At 41.4% G+C, this 18,584-nt stretch carries 12 protein-coding genes and 1 riboswitch; of the genes, 8 read left to right on the forward strand and 4 right to left on the reverse strand.

All coding sequences use genetic code 11. The annotated features are described in order from the left end of the window. Nucleotides 1-38 precede the first annotated feature (38 nt). The gene (locus F9817_RS22165) at nt 39-509 is read left to right on the forward strand and encodes a YbaK/EbsC family protein (protein ID WP_161158386.1); all 471 of its coding nucleotides are present in this window, start codon (nt 39-41) and stop codon (nt 507-509) included. A 278-nt stretch (nt 510-787) separates the two neighbouring features. Further along, a complete protein-coding gene (locus F9817_RS22170) occupies nt 788-1,543 on the forward strand; it encodes a replication initiation protein (RefSeq protein WP_161158387.1) in 756 nt (251 codons plus the stop codon). A 98-nt stretch (nt 1,544-1,641) separates the two neighbouring features. Here the strand turns inward: F9817_RS22170 and F9817_RS22175 are convergent, their stop codons facing one another. Next, the gene (locus F9817_RS22175) at nt 1,642-2,181 is read right to left on the reverse strand and encodes a single-stranded DNA-binding protein (RefSeq protein WP_161158388.1); all 540 of its coding nucleotides are present in this window, start codon (nt 2,179-2,181) and stop codon (nt 1,642-1,644) included. Nucleotides 2,182-2,496: 315 nt separating this feature from the next. On the opposite strand from F9817_RS22175, the gene F9817_RS24350 reads away from it, so the two are divergent. The 4 genes from F9817_RS24350 to F9817_RS22195 all read left to right on the forward strand — a co-directional run bounded on the left by F9817_RS24350 (nt 2,497) and on the right by F9817_RS22195 (nt 8,985). Then, the gene (locus F9817_RS24350; RefSeq protein WP_161158389.1) at nt 2,497-3,141 is read left to right on the forward strand and encodes a helix-turn-helix transcriptional regulator; all 645 of its coding nucleotides are present in this window, start codon (nt 2,497-2,499) and stop codon (nt 3,139-3,141) included. 106 nt (nt 3,142-3,247) lie between these two features. Beyond that, nucleotides 3,248-4,117: a UTP--glucose-1-phosphate uridylyltransferase GalU gene (gene galU, locus F9817_RS22185; RefSeq protein ID WP_161158390.1), complete on the forward strand. Its 870-nt coding sequence runs from the start codon at nt 3,248-3,250 to the stop codon at nt 4,115-4,117. 121 nt (nt 4,118-4,238) lie between these two features. Then, nucleotides 4,239-7,061: an excinuclease ABC subunit UvrA gene (gene uvrA / locus F9817_RS22190; protein WP_161158391.1), complete on the forward strand. Its 2,823-nt coding sequence runs from the start codon at nt 4,239-4,241 to the stop codon at nt 7,059-7,061. Between the two features lie 145 nt (nt 7,062-7,206). After that, entirely contained in the window at nt 7,207-8,985 is a 1,779-nt protein-coding gene (locus F9817_RS22195; RefSeq protein WP_161158392.1) for a PglL family O-oligosaccharyltransferase, read from the forward strand. Between the two features lie 51 nt (nt 8,986-9,036). Here F9817_RS22195 and F9817_RS22200 read toward each other — a convergent pair whose 3' ends face one another. Further along, on the reverse strand, nt 9,037-10,161 hold the full coding sequence (locus F9817_RS22200) for a pyridoxal-phosphate-dependent aminotransferase family protein (RefSeq protein WP_161158393.1): 1,125 nt from the start codon (nt 10,159-10,161) through the stop codon (nt 9,037-9,039). A gap of 188 nt (nt 10,162-10,349) precedes the next feature. Then, nucleotides 10,350-10,525: riboswitch (Lysine riboswitch) on the forward strand. A 249-nt stretch (nt 10,526-10,774) separates the two neighbouring features. Here F9817_RS22200 and lysC point away from each other — a divergent pair. Continuing rightward, nucleotides 10,775-12,121 carry a lysine-sensitive aspartokinase 3 gene (gene lysC / locus F9817_RS22205; RefSeq protein WP_161158394.1) on the forward strand — a complete coding sequence of 449 codons (1,347 nt, stop codon included), beginning with the start codon at nt 10,775-10,777 and terminating at the stop codon, nt 12,119-12,121. Nucleotides 12,122-12,216: 95 nt separating this feature from the next. Here the strand turns inward: lysC and metH are convergent, their stop codons facing one another. Continuing rightward, nucleotides 12,217-15,897: a methionine synthase gene (metH, locus tag F9817_RS22210; protein ID WP_161158396.1), complete on the reverse strand. Its 3,681-nt coding sequence runs from the start codon at nt 15,895-15,897 to the stop codon at nt 12,217-12,219. A gap of 180 nt (nt 15,898-16,077) precedes the next feature. Between metH and F9817_RS22215 the strand changes: the two genes are divergently transcribed. Next, entirely contained in the window at nt 16,078-17,394 is a 1,317-nt protein-coding gene (locus F9817_RS22215) for a cation:proton antiporter (RefSeq protein ID WP_161158397.1), read from the forward strand. 45 nt (nt 17,395-17,439) lie between these two features. Here the strand turns inward: F9817_RS22215 and F9817_RS22220 are convergent, their stop codons facing one another. Beyond that, nucleotides 17,440-18,339, reverse strand: a complete 900-nt coding sequence (locus tag F9817_RS22220; protein WP_161158395.1) for a phospholipase A — start codon at nt 18,337-18,339, stop codon at nt 17,440-17,442. Nucleotides 18,340-18,584: the final 245 nt, after the last annotated feature.

Below are 18,584 nucleotides of genomic sequence, written 5' to 3' on the forward strand. Positions count from 1 at the left end.
GTTATTAGTAATTCCTTTTACTTTTTTGGTTTATTTATATGCAAGAAACAGTTCGTGAAATTTTATCCGAAAGTGGATTCTCCTATTCTATAGAAACTTATGAATATAACCCCCAAGGCTCTGCTATCGGGGTTCAAGCAGCTAAATCTATGGGGCAAGCGGAAACCAATGTGGCTAAAACACTCATTATTGAAGTAGACAAGAAACACCCGGTCTGCGCTGTACTTCCCGCACATAAAAAAACGAATATGGAAGCAATAGCGGCGCTAATTGACGGTAAAAAAGCTCGCATGATGAATGCGGAAAAGTCGACCCAAATGACAGGCTTTCAGTCTGGTGGTACGAGTCCTCTAGGCGTATTTAAGCTCATGCCTGTTTTTATCGCTCAAGAGCTTGAGCAAATTACATCTATGTACGTCAATGCTGGTGGGCGAGGCGTTGTGGTAAAAATAGCCCCTCAACATCTGGCTCAGATTACAAGTGCAAAGTTTGTAGATATTTCAATTTAGTAACCATTATCGTTATTGTACGTTTAGCATCGTTGTAGCTATGAACCACAGGAAAATAATTAATTATTTTACAAACACTTACCTTAATGTTCTACATAAAAAGAAACTAAACAATAACAACATTTGGTTTTACAACCAACTAAGCTTAATTGAATTAAGCATCGATGGTTATCTTCCCTAATAAACGGGATCAACCTTACAGACAGTGAGACAACAGGAAAACTGTAATAGAGACCGTTCATGAAACCGTGTCAATGTAGCAGTAGTATGGTGAGACTATGACGATAAAAAAATCCCCATCGATCAACATTAGTAAAATGCGTAATAAAGTCGTAGTAAAAAGTAATGAGTTTATTCAAGCATCTGAATATAAGATTTCTTACAATCAGTACAAAGTGATCAAGTACTGTTTTGCTACCTTGGCGGATAAACAGCAACATGTGGTTGATATCAATATTAAAGAATACTGCCAAGCGATTGGTTTGACCCTACAATCTAATAACTTTGCGGGTATTCGTGAAGCCCTTGCTACTATGGAAGGCGCACCTTTCAAAGTTGAAGGCGAAGTCACATCAATAAATGAAGCGATCATCGATTCAGTTGAATTTCCATCTAAGAATGAAGCAAAAATTAGAATTTCAGATGCGTACACTCCTCTTGTACACTACGTAGAACCGCCTTACACCCAGTACAAATTTATTAATATTGCATTTTTAACCAGCTATTACTCCATTCGTTTATATGAAATGTGTAAATCTTGGCAGGTAAAAAAATCATTTACGATTGAAGTAGATAAACTGCGTAAACAGTTTGGTGTAGAAGATACACTAAAATGCTGGCAACACTTTAAAGAACGAGCTCTGTTAAAACCGATACAAGAGATTAATCAATTGACAGATATTAATGTTGAAATGCACTACATCAACCGTTTACGAACCGTCAATCAGATTGAATTTCACATCACCTCTAAAACTCGTGAGGAACGAGCGAAGGTGAAAGAATATATTGAAAAATATATCGACAGTAAATACTAATACGGCAACGCCAACAGATTTTTTAGCCGTACTACTAACTCAAGCCCATAAAAAAAGTTCACACAATGCGTGAACTTTTTTATTTCTAAATCAATTATTTAGAATGGGATGTCATCATCAAAATCCATTGGCGGCTCATTATACTGAGGCTGCTGCTGTGGAGCCTGTTGAGGCGCTTGCTGAGGTTTTTGTTGTTGATATTGAGGCTGAGCCGCTGGCTGTTGAGGCTGACCCCATCCGCCTTGTTGTTGCTGCTGTTGTGGAGCCATACCTTGACCGCCACCTTGACGACCACCAAGCATTTGCATGGTGCCATTAAAACCTTGAACAACGACTTCGGTTGTGTAGCGGTCTTGACCACTTTGGTCTTGCCATTTACGAGTTTGTAGTTGACCTTCAATATAAACTTGAGAGCCTTTACGCAAGTATTCACCTGCTACTTCAGCTAATTTGCCAAACAGAGCAACACGGTGCCATTCAGTTTTTTCTCGCTGTTCACCTGTTGCTTTATCACGCCATGAATCTGACGTTGCAACAGTGATATTCGCCACTGCTCCGCCATTTGGCATGTAGCGAACCTCAGGATCGGTACCTAGGTTACCTACTAATATTACTTTGTTCACACCACGGCTTGCCATGTTCTGCTCCGTCTAAACTGTAATTACTAAAAATTAGTCGGCAAGGATAACACGCTTTATCCATCACACCAATCTCTGCTCAAGAAGCGATGGTGCTCCTCTCCGAACTTTACCTCTAAATTGACCTTAGCAGAAATCTATCTCTTGTTTGTTCAATTTAGGTTTTAAATTGCGGCAAATATCAATCTTTAGAATGAGTGGTTACTCAGAGCAAACCCAAAGGCAAGAAATCTGACGCAAAATAGAGGATAGCTTATCGTCATCTTCCCAGTAATTAGTGACAGTAATCCTTTATCTCATCGTTAGGATTACGTTATGCAATCAAAACACACAAGATACATTCGCTGGATTCGTTTAGGTAACAACGTCTGTGATAACAAACTTCTTAAGCAATGTTCTGCACATTCGATCCCTTTGCAAATTGTGACGATCGAAGACGTAATGTTAACCTATTATGATAAATCTTATCAGATTTTACTCATAGACTATCAAGACCATTACTCAGTGAGAAAAGCACTCGCGCCAATTCGCTTACATGAGGGGTTATTTGAGGTAATTCTTTACAACGTACCACGCCGTTTAGATACGGATGAACACCTCTCCTTTGGACGTTTAAAAGGACTTTTTTATTCTCATGCAGAAACCGAGTATATTACAGCAGGACTAATAGAGATCATTAACGGTTCTCATTGTCTTCCCACCGAGAGTTATCAGCAGCTCGTCAATTATCTCCAATGCAATTTAGATATCTATTACCGTAAAACCTATCCACAACTCAGCCAAAGAGAAATTGAAATCTTACAACTGCTAAAAGAAGGCTTCTCAAATACCAGAATTGCCGATGATCTTTTTATCGCGGAATCAACCGTCAAATCACATCTCTATGCTCTATATAAAAAACTCAACGTCAAAAAACGAATTGAAGCCGTCGAATGGGGAAAGCAAAATTTACTGAGCTAAATGCGGATTCAAGCACATTACGCGCATCAACACCTGTGAATCCAATACCTTGTCATGATAATTTATACGTATATTCTTAAAGAAACGTGCAAAATAGGTTATTACCATGATTAAAAAGTGCCTTTTCCCTGCGGCAGGCTATGGCACCCGCTTTCTTCCTGCAACTAAATCTATGCCAAAAGAAATGATGCCTGTGGTGAACAAGCCCCTAATCGAATATGGGGTTGAAGAAGCCATTCAAGCAGGTATGGATGGAATGTGTATCGTTACAGGGCGTGGAAAACACTCCATCATGGACCACTTCGATATGAACTACGAATTAGAAAATCAAATTCGTGGTACAAACAAAGAAGAGCTGCTCGTCGATGTTCGAGACATCATGGATAGAGCCAACTTTACCTATATCCGTCAACGTGAAATGAAAGGGCTGGGTCACGCAATTTTAACCGGCCGAGAACTCGTTGGAGACGAAGCTTTTGCTGTTGTTCTCGCCGATGACTTATGCGTTAATCAGGATAAAGGCGTCCTTGCTCAAATGGCTGAATTGTATAAACAGTTCCGCTGTTCAATTGTTGCAGTACAAGAAGTGCCAGAAGATGAAACTCACAAGTACGGCGTGATCTCTGGAGAAATGATCAAAGATGATATTTTCCGCGTTGATGACATGGTTGAGAAACCAGAACCAGGAAAAGCGCCAAGTAATTTAGCTATTATTGGTCGCTATATTTTGACTCCAGATATTTTCGATATCATTGAAAAAACCAACCCAGGTAAAGGTGGAGAGATTCAAATCACTGACGCACTACTTCAGCAAGCGAAAACAGGCTGCGTATTAGCGTATAAATTTAAAGGTCATCGTTTTGACTGTGGTAGTGTTGAAGGTTACATCGAAGCAACCAACTACTGCTACGAAAACCTTTACAAGAAAAATTCACAAAAGGTTGAACTCGATAAGAAATCCACTCATCGTAGCTAATAAACTCTTTCTTAAAAAACAGTTAGGCTTGTCCTAACTGTTTTTTTATCCAGTATTTCTTTGCACAAAACTCACTCTATGTAATACTTGTTCATCTTGGTAAAACATGTAGAGCAGAGTGATGGATAAAATAGAAGTACGTGGTGCTCGAACCCATAATCTAAAAAATATAAATCTAACGATCCCGAGAGATAAACTCGTTGTTATCACTGGTTTATCAGGTTCAGGAAAATCATCGCTAGCATTCGATACTCTTTATGCAGAAGGCCAACGCCGATATGTTGAATCTCTTTCAGCCTACGCGCGACAATTCCTATCTTTAATGGAAAAACCTGATGTAGACCATATTGAGGGCTTATCTCCTGCAATCTCAATAGAGCAGAAATCAACATCACATAACCCACGTTCAACGGTCGGCACCATTACCGAAGTATACGACTACTTACGCCTACTATTTGCGCGTATTGGTGAACCTCGTTGTCCTGTCCATCACGTTCCCCTAAAGGCACAAACGGTCAGCCAAATGGTTGATAAAGTACTGGAGCTGCCTGAAGGTGAAAAAATGATGCTCCTTGCGCCTATCATTAAAGAGCGTAAAGGTGAACATGTTAAAACACTACAAAATTTAGCGTCACAAGGCTTTATCCGCGCTCGTATTGATGGTGAAACTTGCGATCTTTCAGATCCACCAGCGCTAGAACTACAAAAAAAACATACCATCGAAGTCGTTGTTGATCGCTTTAAAGTTCGCTCAGATTTACAGCAACGTTTGGCCGAATCTTTTGAAACAGCACTAGAACTTTCTGGTGGTGTCGTTATTGCTGCGCCAATGAGTGGTGAAGGTGAAGAACAAGTTTTCTCTGCCAACTTTGCTTGTCCTCATTGTGGCTACAGCATGCAAGAACTCGAACCTCGCCTTTTCTCATTCAATAATCCTGCAGGTGCCTGCCCAACCTGTGATGGATTAGGCGTTCAACAATATTTCGATGAAGACCGCGTAGTGCAAGACCCGAACCTAAGCTTAGCGGATGGCGCTATTCGTGGTTGGGATAAACGTAACTTCTATTATTTCCAAATGCTAACGTCATTAGCAGATCATTATAAATTTAAGCTCACAACACCATTTGAGAAACTTCCGAAAAAGATCCGTGACGTAATCTTACACGGTTCAGGTCATACCGACATTGAATTTAAATACGTTAATGATCGTGGTGATTTGCGAGTAAAACACCATCCGTTTGAAGGGATTCTTAATACCTTAGATCGACGCTACAAAGAGACAGATTCAAGCTCTGTTCGAGAAGAACTGAGCAAGTACATTTCGACAAAGTCTTGTGCAAGCTGTAATGGCACTCGACTACGAGAAGAAGCTCGTAATGTATTTATTAATGATACAACTCTACCTGAAATCGTCGAACTGAGTATTGCCGACTCTTTAGCGTTTTTTGATCACTTAAAACTTGAGGGTCAAAAAGCTAAGATCGCTGAGAAAGTGATGAAGGAGATCAAAGACCGTTTACACTTTTTGGTCAACGTCGGACTTAACTATCTCAACTTATCACGTAGTGCTGATACTTTATCTGGCGGCGAAGCCCAACGTATTCGATTAGCCAGTCAAATTGGTGCCGGCTTAGTTGGGGTAATGTATGTTCTTGATGAGCCCTCAATCGGTCTTCATCAACGTGATAATGAACGCTTGCTTAACACCCTTACTCATCTGAGAGATCTCGGTAATACCGTACTCGTTGTTGAACACGATGAAGATGCGATTCGTACTGCCGATCACGTTATTGATATTGGCCCAGGAGCAGGCGTTCATGGCGGGCAAGTGGTTGCAGAAGGCACTGTGGATGAAATCATTGCTAATCCGGACTCAATAACTGGCCAATACTTAAACGGGACACGTTGTATTGAAATCCCTAAAAAGCGCGTTGCACCGGATCCGAAAAAAACAGTTCAAGTACTCGGGGCTTCAGGCAATAACCTAAAAAATGTCGATATGTCGATTCCCGTTGGCTTATTTACATGCATTACTGGAGTATCAGGTTCGGGTAAATCAACATTAATTAATGACACGTTTTATAAAATTGCTCAAACGGCATTAAATGGAGCTACAACCTCAACACCAGCGCCTTACAAATCGATCAAAGGTCTTGAGCATTTTGATAAAGTCATTGCTATTGATCAAAGCCCAATTGGTCGTACTCCTCGCTCTAACCCAGCGACTTACACAGGTATATTCACACCTATCCGTGAACTGTTTGCGGGTACTCAGGAATCACGTTCTCGCGGTTATAAACCCGGGCGTTTTAGCTTTAATGTTCGTGGAGGACGCTGTGAAGCCTGTCAAGGCGATGGTGTGATTAAAGTTGAAATGCACTTCTTGCCTGATGTTTACGTTCCTTGTGATGTATGTAAAGGCAAACGCTATAACCGCGAAACCTTAGAAGTTCGCTACAAAGGCAAAACCATCGATGAAGTTTTGAATATGACCATCGAAGAAGCACGTTCATTTTTCGATCCAGTTCCAGCTATTGCTCGTAAACTGCAGACATTAATGGATGTGGGGCTATCTTATATTCGCTTAGGGCAAGCAGCGACAACATTATCAGGCGGAGAAGCACAGCGGGTAAAACTTGCGAGAGAACTGTCGAAACGTGATACAGGTAAGACTCTGTATATTTTAGATGAGCCAACAACTGGTCTACACTTTTATGATATTCAACAATTGCTCAGTGTTTTAAACCAATTACGTGATCGCGGTAATACTGTCGTCGTCATTGAGCATAATTTAGATGTTATCAAAACTGCTGATTGGATTATCGATCTAGGACCAGAAGGTGGTCAAGGCGGTGGTGAGATTATCGCCCAAGGCTCACCGGAAGATGTTGCAAAAGTAAAAGGCTCTCATACCGCCAGATTCCTTAAGCCTATGTTAAAATAGAAAGTTCCGTAATTTTGTCACCTTCAAATGGATTATTAAAGCAAGAGTAAGATAGTAAGTTTTCATCAGGCTCTCGTCTTACAATCATTTAGGTAGTAGAGACCAGCTGATGCGCTGGTCTCTTTGTTCAACAAGCGAGAGATATATGGCATTAGTGCTTTTAAGTGGAACAAAAATGGAACCGGACGCTCCCAAGGTTCCGCTTAACAAACCGTTTATCTATCTTATCGGTATAATTTATCTCTACGCGATGCATTTCTACATGCCAAATATAGGAGGTGCCGGACTACACCTTCCTTTCAATAATACAACATGGATGGTGCTAAGCTTTGCTGTTGCAGTAGGGTTCTACCAGTTGGCTAATCAAAGAATACTGCGTTATACCAAACTGACTATCAGCTTGTTTTGTGCCTGCCTACTCATGACCATCCCGGTTTTTTATCATGACGCTTCTTTCTCCCAGAGCTACATGAGACTTATCGGCCTTTGGAGTGGTTTTATTTTCTTTTTGATGCTGCAACAATTCCGGTTTAGCAATAAAGAAAAACAGTCATTGCTATGGTTAATTTTACTGGGTGTTCTTATTGAAGCATTTATCGGTATTTATCAGTTTCTCGGTAACTTTCAACCTGCTGCTGAAGGCGTAAAATACCTTCGCCCTTATGGTACATTCCGTCAACCCAATGTTATGGCAAGCTTTCTCGCTACAGGGCTAATGTTATCAGCCTATCTTCTGGCAAGACAGGCCACCAAATACGGCCGTAATGTGAAAGAGTTAGGCGTCCTTTTTTTCACTCCGCTTATCACCCTACCTTTACTCGTAGTACTTGCGTCACGAACGGCTTGGCTCGGTACGATTTTGGGTGTCGCTCTTATACTGCCTTACCTATACAAATATGCATCAAAGAAACGTTTCTATATCTGGGTAAGCTTACTGATTATTGGGCTTGCTATCGGTATTTCTACTCTATTTATTCAATCCACCGGAGGTGTAGTTAGCAACAAAGCCGACTTGGAATCACCAAGGCGTTACACATTCCCCCAAGCGATTGATATGGTTATAGAAAAACCATTTACAGGCTATGGTTATGGGAAATTTGAAGAGAAGTACGCCCTGTACACCGCGCGCCAACACCAACTAAACCCAAGCTATCACCCAGGTCTACCGAGTATGGATCACCCTCATAACGAGCTACTGTATTGGGCAGTTGAAGGGGGACTGGTACCTATTGCGGGTATTTTTATTGCTGCGGCATTTGTATTACTGCGTATATCTCAAACAAAAAAAGGAACTCGACTCGCTCTATTTGCCCTGTTGGTACCTATAGCGCTTCACACTCAGCTAGAGTATCCCTTCTATCATTCCGCAGCCCACTGGATTACTTTTTTGATTCTCCTTTATTGGATAGATCAGCGCTCTATCCACTTTCATCAACTCACTTTCTCATTAACGATCAAACGAATTCTGCGGATTAGCTCATTATTGGTGCCCGCACTCACAACAGCTTTTATGCTTACTTCGCTACAAACCAATTATGTATTGGCTAAGTTTGAACGCACCAAAGATCATGATCCTGCACTTTTAGAGCAAGTGACGAACCTGACCGTATGGAAAGATCGCTTTGATTGGGACACCTACACGACTTATCTCAAACTCGGGCTTGATGAAAATAAATCAGCGTATATTCAACCTTATATAGATTGGTCACTTGAAATAATAAAACGACAACCTCGGCCTATTTTTTACCGCAATTTGATCTTTGCTTATCAATTTATTGGTGAAAAGAGTCGAGCTGATCAAATTCGATCTGAAGCAGAATTTCTCTTTCCAAATATAGACTTTAGCCATATTCGTTATGAAAACGGTAGGATAGTTGACACCATATCGTCAGTCAGTAGTTCAGTCAGCATATCAAAACCTTAGCTTTATGAACGTAGGGATACTCAGTATCCCTACTCTGATCTCGTCAGCTGATTACTCTTTATGAAGTATGGTATCTAATGCATGTAAACATAAAGCGACATTTTCTTCACGAGCGCCATAGCCCATCAGACCAATACGCCAAGCTTTTCCTGCTAGCTCCCCTAATCCTGCCCCAATTTCTAAATTATAAGTGTCCAGTAATTGTCGCCGGATGGTTGCCTCATCAATCCCTTGAGGAAAATATACCGCATTAAGTTGAGGTAAGCGGTATCTAGCATCAACCACAAATTTAAATCCCATCATTTCTAAGCCTAGTTTTAGCACATCATGCATATTTTGATGACGACGCCAGGCCATCTCTAATCCTTCGTTTTGCAATAAAATTAACGCTTCATGCAAAGCATACAAGCTATTGACTGGTGCTGTATGGTGATAACTACGTTTACCATCGCCACTCCAATACCCCAACACCAAACTCTGATCTAAAAACCAACTCTGGATGGGCGTTGAACGTGACTGAATTTTTTCAATAGCAGCAGGAGAAAAAGTGAGAGGAGACAAACCAGGTACACACGATAAACATTTTTGACTGCCAGAATAAACGGCATCTAACTGCCACTCATCCACCAGCAAAGGTACTCCACCAAGAGAAGTCACAGCATCAACAATAGTCAGAATGCCAAATCGTTTAGCCAATGCACCAAGCTCTTGCGCATCACTCAAGGCTCCCGTTGAGGTTTCAGCATGAACAAATGCCAAAATTTTTGCATCTGGGTTTTCTTTCAGTGCTTGTTCAACTTTATCTATAGAGACAGGAGCTCCCCATTCATCATCAACAACAATTGGCTTTCCACCGCACCGCACGACATTTTCGCGCATACGCTCACCAAAGACCCCATTACGACAAATGATCACCTTATCCCCGGGTTCTACCATATTAACAAAACACGCCTCCATTCCCGCGCTTCCCGGAGCAGAGACAGCAATGGTAAATGCATTTTTTGTTTGAAAGGCATATTGAAGTAGTACTTTCAGTTCATCCATCATTCCGATAAACAGTGGATCTAAATGTCCTACGGTAGGTCGACTTAGTGCCTGTAATACTCTGTGTGAAATATCTGACGGTCCAGGTCCCATCAATATTCTTCTCGGTGGATAAAAGCTCTCGATTGACATGCTCCCTTCCTGTAGTGATTAAGTGCTCATTAAGGTTAGACAGTGATTTAAAATCCCGCCAAATATTCCTTTCCACTGCCTCACTAAGGTATGAAACTAAAAATAATGCATTGATTTGCCGATTATCAAAATATTCATGCAATTTACGATTGACATTCCACGCTCAAAAACGTTCAATGAAAAGGCAATCAAGCAGAAGAGGAGCACTACCCAGGTAGCTGTTTTGTGGAGCCACAACTCCAAGACAAAACATTGAGGGGGAGTAGTGCCGAGGTGAATCATAATGTGGTCATGATTTGTCGGGTGAATGGGCTGAATCCCTTCAACTGTCGTTAGTTCTATCTAACGAAGAGCTTCTGAGGTAATAACCTTCCTTAAGTTACACCTCTACTTTGCTCTTAGCATCCTCTCTTAAAATAACCATCTATATTAGATATTGAGCAATACCGATAAAAACAAGCTATTGATATACAAGAATATACACACAAAATGGCATAATAACTCATCGGTGTGAGTGATGTTCAATGCTCATATCTCATTAGATACGGTTTAGGACACTGGCTGGGTATATCAGCCTAACATTATCATTTAGGAAGTATTGGGAGAATCTATCGTGAGCGCATTTAATGTGGCTAAGTTTGGCGGAACCAGTGTAGCGGACTTCGCTGCGATGAGTCGTTGTTCAGCTATTATTGAAAACAACCCTCAAACTAAACTGGTCGTAAGCAGTGCATGTTCAGGAGTCACTAACCTGCTTGTCGAACTAGCAAATGGCATTGCAGAACCAGAACAACGTGCGCAAATAATTACGCAAATTGCAGAGATTCACCACACGATTATTGACCAATTAGCTGAACCTACTCAGGTAGAAAAAGACGTTCATGCTATTTTAGATGTAGTAAAAAGCTGCGCTGAAGCCGCGTCTTTCCAATCGAGCAAAAAATTGACCGACCATTTAGTTGCTTGTGGCGAACTTATGTCCACTCACATTCTGGCTCAATTGATGCGAGAACGCGGTGTAAATGCTGTACGCTTTGATATTCGTGATGTACTTCGTACTGATGATAATTACGGTAAGGCAGAGCCTCAATTAAATGAGATTAGCGCATTAGCTCAAGAGAAGCTCACCCCACTCTGCCAACAACATGTCGTAATTACTCAAGGCTTTATCGGCTCTGACGAACAAGGCATAACCACTACATTAGGACGCGGTGGTAGTGACTATTCCGCGGCACTAATTGCAGAAGCCGTACAAGCTTCTGGTCTAGAAATCTGGACTGATGTTCCAGGGATCTACAGCACCGACCCTCGTATTGCTCCTCATGCTAAACCAATTCCAGAAATCAGTTTTAGTGAAGCATCTGAGATGGCTAACTTTGGTGCTAAAATACTGCACCCGTCAACATTATTACCCGCTCTCCGCGACGGTATCCCTGTGTTTGTGGGATCGTCAAAAGAACCAGAAAAAGGTGGTACTTGGATCCGCCAAGAAGTTGAAAGCGCTCCCCAATTCCGAGCATTAGCATTACGTTCAAACCAAACCATGGTAACGCTGCACAGTGCAAACATGTTCCAAACCTACGGTTTCTTAGCCAAAGTATTTGAAATTCTTGCTAAACATAAAATTTCAGTTGATTTGATTACTACTTCAGAAATCAGTGTCTCGTTAACCCTCGATAAAACCGACACTTCTGGTGGTTCACCAGAACTACCTCAAGCGGTTAAAGATGAATTACAAGATTTATGTACTGTAAAAGTAGAGCATGATTTAAGTCTAGTAGCGCTAATCGGTAACCAAATGGAAAACCGAGGCTATGCAAAACAAGTCTTTGGGGTGTTAGATAATTTCAACCTACGAATGATCTGTTATGGCGCAAGTGATCATAACCTTTGCTTCTTAGTCGACTCTTCTTCAGCTAAAGAAGTCATTCAGCACCTACACGCTGAACTATTTGAATAAAGAATTAAATAAAAAGCTAAATTAAATAAAACAACAACGAGAGTGTAAAAAGGCCATCGCTATAACGATGGCCTTTGTTTTATGCAAAGTACTAACTAACCATTAATATTCGGTCCTAACCACTTCTCTGCTTCAAGTAGGTCCCAACCTTTGCGTTCTGCGTAACTTGCAACTTGATCGGCTTGAATTTGAGCCACGGCAAAATAACGTGAGTCAGGATGAGAGAAATACCAACCAGAGACTGAAGCTCCAGGATACATTGCATAACTGGAGGTCAATTGCATACCAATCGCCTCTTCAACATTCAGTAACTCCCATATCTGACCTTTCTCGGTATGTTCCGGACAGGCAGCGTAGCCTGGAGCAGGGCGAATACCCTGATATTTTTCCCGAATAAGGTCATCATTAGACAACGCTTCATCAGGAGCATAACCCCAAAGATCTTTACGAACCACCTGATGTAAATACTCGGCAAATGCTTCCGCTAAACGGTCTGCTACAGCTTGAACCATGATGGCATTATAATCGTCACCTTGTGCTTTAAATTCATCAGCAAGTTCACGCTCATTGATCCCTCCCGTTACCGCAAATGCGCCAATCCAATCTTCTTTACCACTTTCTTTTGGCGCTACATAATCAGATAAGCAGTAGTTAGGACCTTTAGGTTTCAATGTTTGTTGCCGTAGATGATGCAAAATATGGCTCACGTCGCTACGATTTTCATCCGCATATACTTCAATGTCATCACCGATACAAGCGGCTGGAAATAAACCGCAAATTCCTGATGCAGTCAGTAAACCTTCAGCTTCAATACGATCTAACCATTCATTTGCGTCGTGGAATAGACGTTTTGCTTCTTCTCCCACTTCCTCATGTTCAAAAATCGCTGGGTATTTACCCATTAATGACCATGTCATGAAAAATGGTGTCCAATCGATATATTGGCGTAAGGTATTCACCGACATATTTTCGAAGACATGAATGCCAGGTTTAGCCGGCTTAGGCGGAGTATATGAATCCCAGTCGAGAGCGACCTTATTGGCTCTTGCCTCTTCTAAAGTCACTGGTCGCGATTTGGGCTTTTTGCGAGCATGCTGCTCACGGGTGCGTTCGTAATCGGCATCCAACCTTTCAACAAACGCAGGACGTTGCTCATCAGAAAGCAATGCAGCGCAAACACCAACAGCTCGAGATGCATTATTCACATACACTACAGGGTTATGGTAATTTTGCTCAATTTTGACTGCGGTATGCGCTTTAGACGTTGTAGCACCACCAATCAGTAATGGCACTTCATATCCCAAACGCTCCATCTCTTTAGCAACATGGACCATTTCATCTAAAGATGGTGTGATAAGACCTGACAATCCGATAATGTCGACATTTTCTTCTTGAGCGACTTTCAAAATTTTCTCACAAGGGACCATGACACCAAGGTCGATAATTTCAAAGTTATTACATTGCAGCACCACACCAACGATATTTTTACCGATATCGTGTACATCACCTTTCACAGTCGCTAACAGAATTTTACCGTTACTCGAACCCTGCTGTTTTTCCGCGTTAATATAAGGCTCTAAATGAGCAACAGCCTGCTTCATTACACGCGCTGATTTTACGACTTGAGGAAGGAACATTTTTCCTTCACCAAAGAGATCACCAACAACATTCATGCCGTCCATTAACGGACCTTCGATCACTTCCAACGGTTTTGCTGCATTGATGCGAGCTTCTTCCGTATCTGCAACGATAAACTCTGTGATACCTTTAACCAATGCATGTTCGAGGCGTTTCGCTACTGGCCAAGTACGCCATTCATGAGCGGAAGCATCTTCTTCTTTCCCCACAGCATTAGAGCGGTACTCTTCTGCGATTTCTAACAAGCGCTCAGTCCCATCATCACGACGGTTTAAAATAACATCTTCAACAGCTTCTCGCAGTTTATCAGGCACATTGTCATAGACTTCTAACTGGCCAGCATTAACAATCCCCATATCCATACCATTTTTAAAACAATGGTAGAGAAATACCGCGTGAATCGCTTCACGCACATAATTATTACCGCGGAAAGAGAACGAAACGTTTGATACCCCACCAGAAATCATGGCATATGGAAGATCTCGTTTAATATCGGCGACAGCATTAATAAAATCGAGCGCGTAGTTATTATGCTCATCAATACCAGTCGCAACTGCAAAGATATTGGGGTCAAAAATAATATCTTCTGGAGGGAATCCTATTTGATCAACCAAAATACGATAAGCCCGAGTACAAATTTGTAACTTACGCTCACGAGTATCCGCTTGCCCTACTTCATCAAAAGCCATCACAATTACAGCAGCACCATAGCGGCGCACCGTTTTCGCATGCTCGATGAATTTTTCTTCCCCTTCTTTTAGAGAAATAGAGTTAACGATGCCTTTGCCTTGAATACATTTCAGGCCCGCTTCAATAACCTCCCACTTAGAGGAGTCCACCATGATAGGCACTTTGGATATTTCTGGCTCTGACGCACAAAGATTGAGGAAGCGCACCATGCATGCTTCAGCATCCAACATCCCTTCATCCATGTTGATATCAATGATTTGTGCACCATTTTCAACCTGTTGACGCGCAACATCTAGGGCCTCATCGTAGAGTTCTTCTTTGATTAACCGTTTAAAGCGAGCAGAACCCGTAACATTGGTTCTTTCGCCAACGTTAAGAAAGAGCGTTTCTTTAGCTATATTGAGCGGTTCTAAACCAGATAAACGACATTCAACAGCCATATCGGGTAATGGGCGGGGAGGAACACCTTCAACCACTTGAGCCATCTGACGAATATGTTCTGGAGTCGTACCACAACAGCCCCCCACTAAGTTAAGAAAACCCGCTTTAGCCCATTCACCAATATGCTTCGCCATATCTTCTGGAGATAAGTCATATTCACCAAACGCGTTAGGTAGTCCGGCGTTAGGATGTGCTGAAACAAATGTCTCAGAAATACGCGACATTTCCCCCAAATACTGCCGTAATTCGTCCGGTCCTAATGCGCAGTTCAAACCAAAGGATAGAGGCGTGACATGGCGCATAGAGTTGTAAAACGCTTCTGTAGTTTGACCCGATAAAGTACGGCCAGAGGCATCAGTAATAGTGCCGGAAATCATGATAGGAAGGTCGACGCCTAACTGTTCGAACGTCACTTCAACGGCATAAGCACACGCTTTTGCATTTAAGGTATCGAATATGGTTTCAATTAGGATGAGATCTGCTCCGCCTTTGATAAGGGCAGTAGCCGATTCAGAATACGCCTCAACTAATTGATCAAACGAAACATTACGAAATCCTGGGTCATTCACGTCAGGAGAGATAGAGCATGTTCGGTTGGTAGGACCGAGAACTCCCGCGACATAACGCGGTTTTTCTGGTGTTTTTCGGGTCCACTCATCAGCGGCTTCGCGAGCCAGTTTTGCTGCTGAAAAATTGATCTCTTCGCTCAAAGATTGCATGTCATAGTCAGCCATTGCAATCGTCGTGGCATTAAATGTATTAGTTTCAAGAATATCAGCGCCAGCTTCTAAGTAGGCACAATGGATTTCCTTGATCAAATGAGGCTGACTGAGTACGAGTAGATCATTATTACCTTTCAGATCACAATGCCAATCAGCAAACCGATCTCCTCGGTAATCTTCCTCTTCCAGCTTATAACTTTGAATCATAGTCCCCATACCGCCATCAATTAGCAGTATGCGTTGTTTTAATTGTTGTTCTATTTGATGTCGTATTTTACTACCCACAATACAGCCCCATTCCTTACGCTTAATTTGCATCCTACCATAACTCATATGGAAATCTAGACGTCTAAAAACAAAAATCCTTAAGAAATATAGTGATTAGACATTCAACAAAAAGTGTTTGCTATTTATTCACCATCGAACGACAATTTCCGTTCATTGTTTGTTACATAAGTGAAGAAAATGTCAGTCTATTACACACTTTGTTTTCTCTCTGCCGCTGCAATGTTGATTGCTTTTTTCAATAGCAAGATCGGAAAAATGCAAACAACAATTGCCATCACGGCGGGTTCAATGCTGCTTTCCTTACTCATTCTAGTTGCTGGTCAAAATAATTGGTTTAACCTCACCCAAATCGCCAGACAAACTATGACTAGTATTAACTTCGAGGATTTTTTACTTAAAGGAATATTGGGTTTTCTTTTATTTGCCGGTGGATTAGGAATCAAACTCCCCAATCTCAAGGATCAAAAATGGGAAATTGCCGTTTTAGCACTCGGAGCCACTATTTTTTCAACCTTTTTTATTGGCTTTGGACTTTACTGGCTTTGTCAGCTCGTAGGGATAAATCTGCAATTAGTTTATTGCATGCTATTCGGAGCACTTATCTCACCCACAGACCCGATAGCTGTTCTAGCCATTGTGAAAAAACTCAACGCCCCAAAAAGGATCTCTACTCAAATTGAAGGGGAATCACTATTTAATGATGGGTTTGGCTTGGTTATTTTTGTGACTATTTTCACTATTGCTTTTGGATCACAAGCTCCAACTATCGGAAGTGTGGCAGGACTATTCATTCATGAAGCGATAGGCGGCATTATCTATGGTTTTGTATTGGGTTTAATTTTTCACTACCTCATCAGTGCCACTAACGACCACTCAATGGAGCTGCTTTTAACCATCGGCGTTCCGACTGCAGGTTTCGTATTTGCCGATATCATCCATGTATCCGGACCATTAGCAATGGTCGTGTCAGGCATCATGATTGGTAATTGGACGAGATTTATCGGTTTCTCTAAAGAGAGTGAAGAACACCTAGATCACTTTTGGGAATTGGTGGATGAATTTCTAAATGGTGTGCTATTTTTGTTAATCGGTATGTCAATGTTGCTATTCAAATTTCATGAAGAAGATTGGATAGTAATGGCAATTGCTATTCCATTAGTTCTTTTGGGTCGCTATACCAGTGTTGCGGTTCCATACATCGGCTTTAAACGCTATAGAACCTATAACCCATGGTCGATTCGCATTCTAACTTGGGGAGGTTTACGCGGTGGGCTAGCGTTAGCAATGGCACTTTCCATCCCTTCAGGGATCATGGTGATTCCAGACAAACTCATCGACGTGAAAGAATTAATTCTAGTCATGACCTATGCCGTTGTCGTGTTCTCCATTTTAATCCAGGGTTCAACCATTACTCCTATGATTGAAAAGGCAAAAATGGAGGAAAAAAACATGGCCTCGAATACAGAGGAAGAAACCCCAGAGAACGCCCGCTAACCCCAAATTAAAAGGAGCGACTAGCGCTCCTTTTTTATATGCCAATTACAGCAAATCATTTAACGCGATACCCACACCAATTCTTTGAGTATGAACGTTATAATCAATTAAACTTTCACCATAACCATTAAAATACTGAACATACGCACGTAAATTACGATGAATTGGATAACTCCAAGTTAACTCTAGAGCAGCGCGGTTGTGCTTCTCTAAGTTATTACGAAACATAAAGCTATAGCGTTGCTCACCCACACCATACAAGCCTGTTAATTCAAAGTTACCCATATAATGCGTAATATCAGGATTATCATCGCCAGTCGCATCTGTTGGGCTACTTTTTTCACTCTCAGGTATACGCCACCATACTTTTGTACTTAGAGCTAATGGGCCTTTATCAAATATCATAGAGCCATAAAGTCTATTCCAGCTACGAGATAGGGTACTAGAACGCCCATTAGACTGATGATCAGCACCGACCATCCAGTAAGAATTTTTAAATCCAGCGACTTCCCAATCATTATCAAACAATAAAAATAGTTCTGGTTCATGGACGGTTTCACGAAATGGCGCAGAACTGTCTTTATTGTATACCTGCCACCATGACTGGTTGGTATAGGCGAAGTACAAGTCACCATCACCCACAAGATCAATAGCAAGAGGCATTTTAAAAGAGATTTGAAACTTGGCCTCAAAATTATCTAGTGAATCAGCGTATTCATCATCATCGCGAAAAGGCTTGTTATTAGGGTGAGGGTTATAAGTAACAGGTAAAAGGTAGTTAGCTTTGTGTGGCATAATCACGAAAGGATTATCCATCACTTTGTGTTCTTCTTTTGTTCTCTCATCGACTAACGAATCATCAGTATCATTTGTCGTTGTATCAGCAGCATACACAGCACTAGAGACTATATAAGACAGCAGTAATATCGTTAAAGATACCTTCATTCAGTATGCTCCATAGAGTTGATGCTAAACATTCAGCAACTAAATTATCATCAGCTCTGTACTATTAAAAGATACCAGATCTTTTATCACAACAAATTATACCAATCGCACTAATTTTATGATCTAATATCAGCTTCAATAGGAGCTGATATGAACACCCCTGACTTCCCAAAACTTATTCGTGAAACATCCGATGCGAGGATGCGTACGAGACTTCTTGCTATATCTCATTTCGTGGATGGAAA

Origin of the sequence: Vibrio eleionomae (genome assembly GCF_009874545.1) — a bacterium.
In the GTDB taxonomy this organism is placed as follows: domain Bacteria; phylum Pseudomonadota; class Gammaproteobacteria; order Enterobacterales; family Vibrionaceae; genus Vibrio; species Vibrio nitrifigilis.

What these genes read in the sequence shown, in the direction of transcription:
- F9817_RS22220 (WP_161158395.1), bottom strand. Translation starts at nt 18,339, where the DNA reads ATGAAGGTATCTTTAACGATATTACTGCTGTCTTATATAGTCTCTAGT.
- F9817_RS22200 (WP_161158393.1), bottom strand. Translation starts at nt 10,161, where the DNA reads ATGTCAATCGAGAGCTTTTATCCACCGAGAAGAATATTGATGGGACCT.
- F9817_RS22170 (WP_161158387.1), top strand. Translation starts at nt 788, where the DNA reads ATGACGATAAAAAAATCCCCATCGATCAACATTAGTAAAATGCGTAAT.
- F9817_RS22165 (WP_161158386.1), top strand. Translation starts at nt 39, where the DNA reads ATGCAAGAAACAGTTCGTGAAATTTTATCCGAAAGTGGATTCTCCTAT.
- F9817_RS22175 (WP_161158388.1), bottom strand. Translation starts at nt 2,181, where the DNA reads ATGGCAAGCCGTGGTGTGAACAAAGTAATATTAGTAGGTAACCTAGGT.
- F9817_RS24350 (WP_161158389.1), top strand. Translation starts at nt 2,497, where the DNA reads ATGCAATCAAAACACACAAGATACATTCGCTGGATTCGTTTAGGTAAC.
- F9817_RS22215 (WP_161158397.1), top strand. Translation starts at nt 16,078, where the DNA reads ATGTCAGTCTATTACACACTTTGTTTTCTCTCTGCCGCTGCAATGTTG.
- F9817_RS22195 (WP_161158392.1), top strand. Translation starts at nt 7,207, where the DNA reads ATGGCATTAGTGCTTTTAAGTGGAACAAAAATGGAACCGGACGCTCCC.
- uvrA (WP_161158391.1), top strand. Translation starts at nt 4,239, where the DNA reads ATGGATAAAATAGAAGTACGTGGTGCTCGAACCCATAATCTAAAAAAT.
- galU (WP_161158390.1), top strand. Translation starts at nt 3,248, where the DNA reads ATGATTAAAAAGTGCCTTTTCCCTGCGGCAGGCTATGGCACCCGCTTT.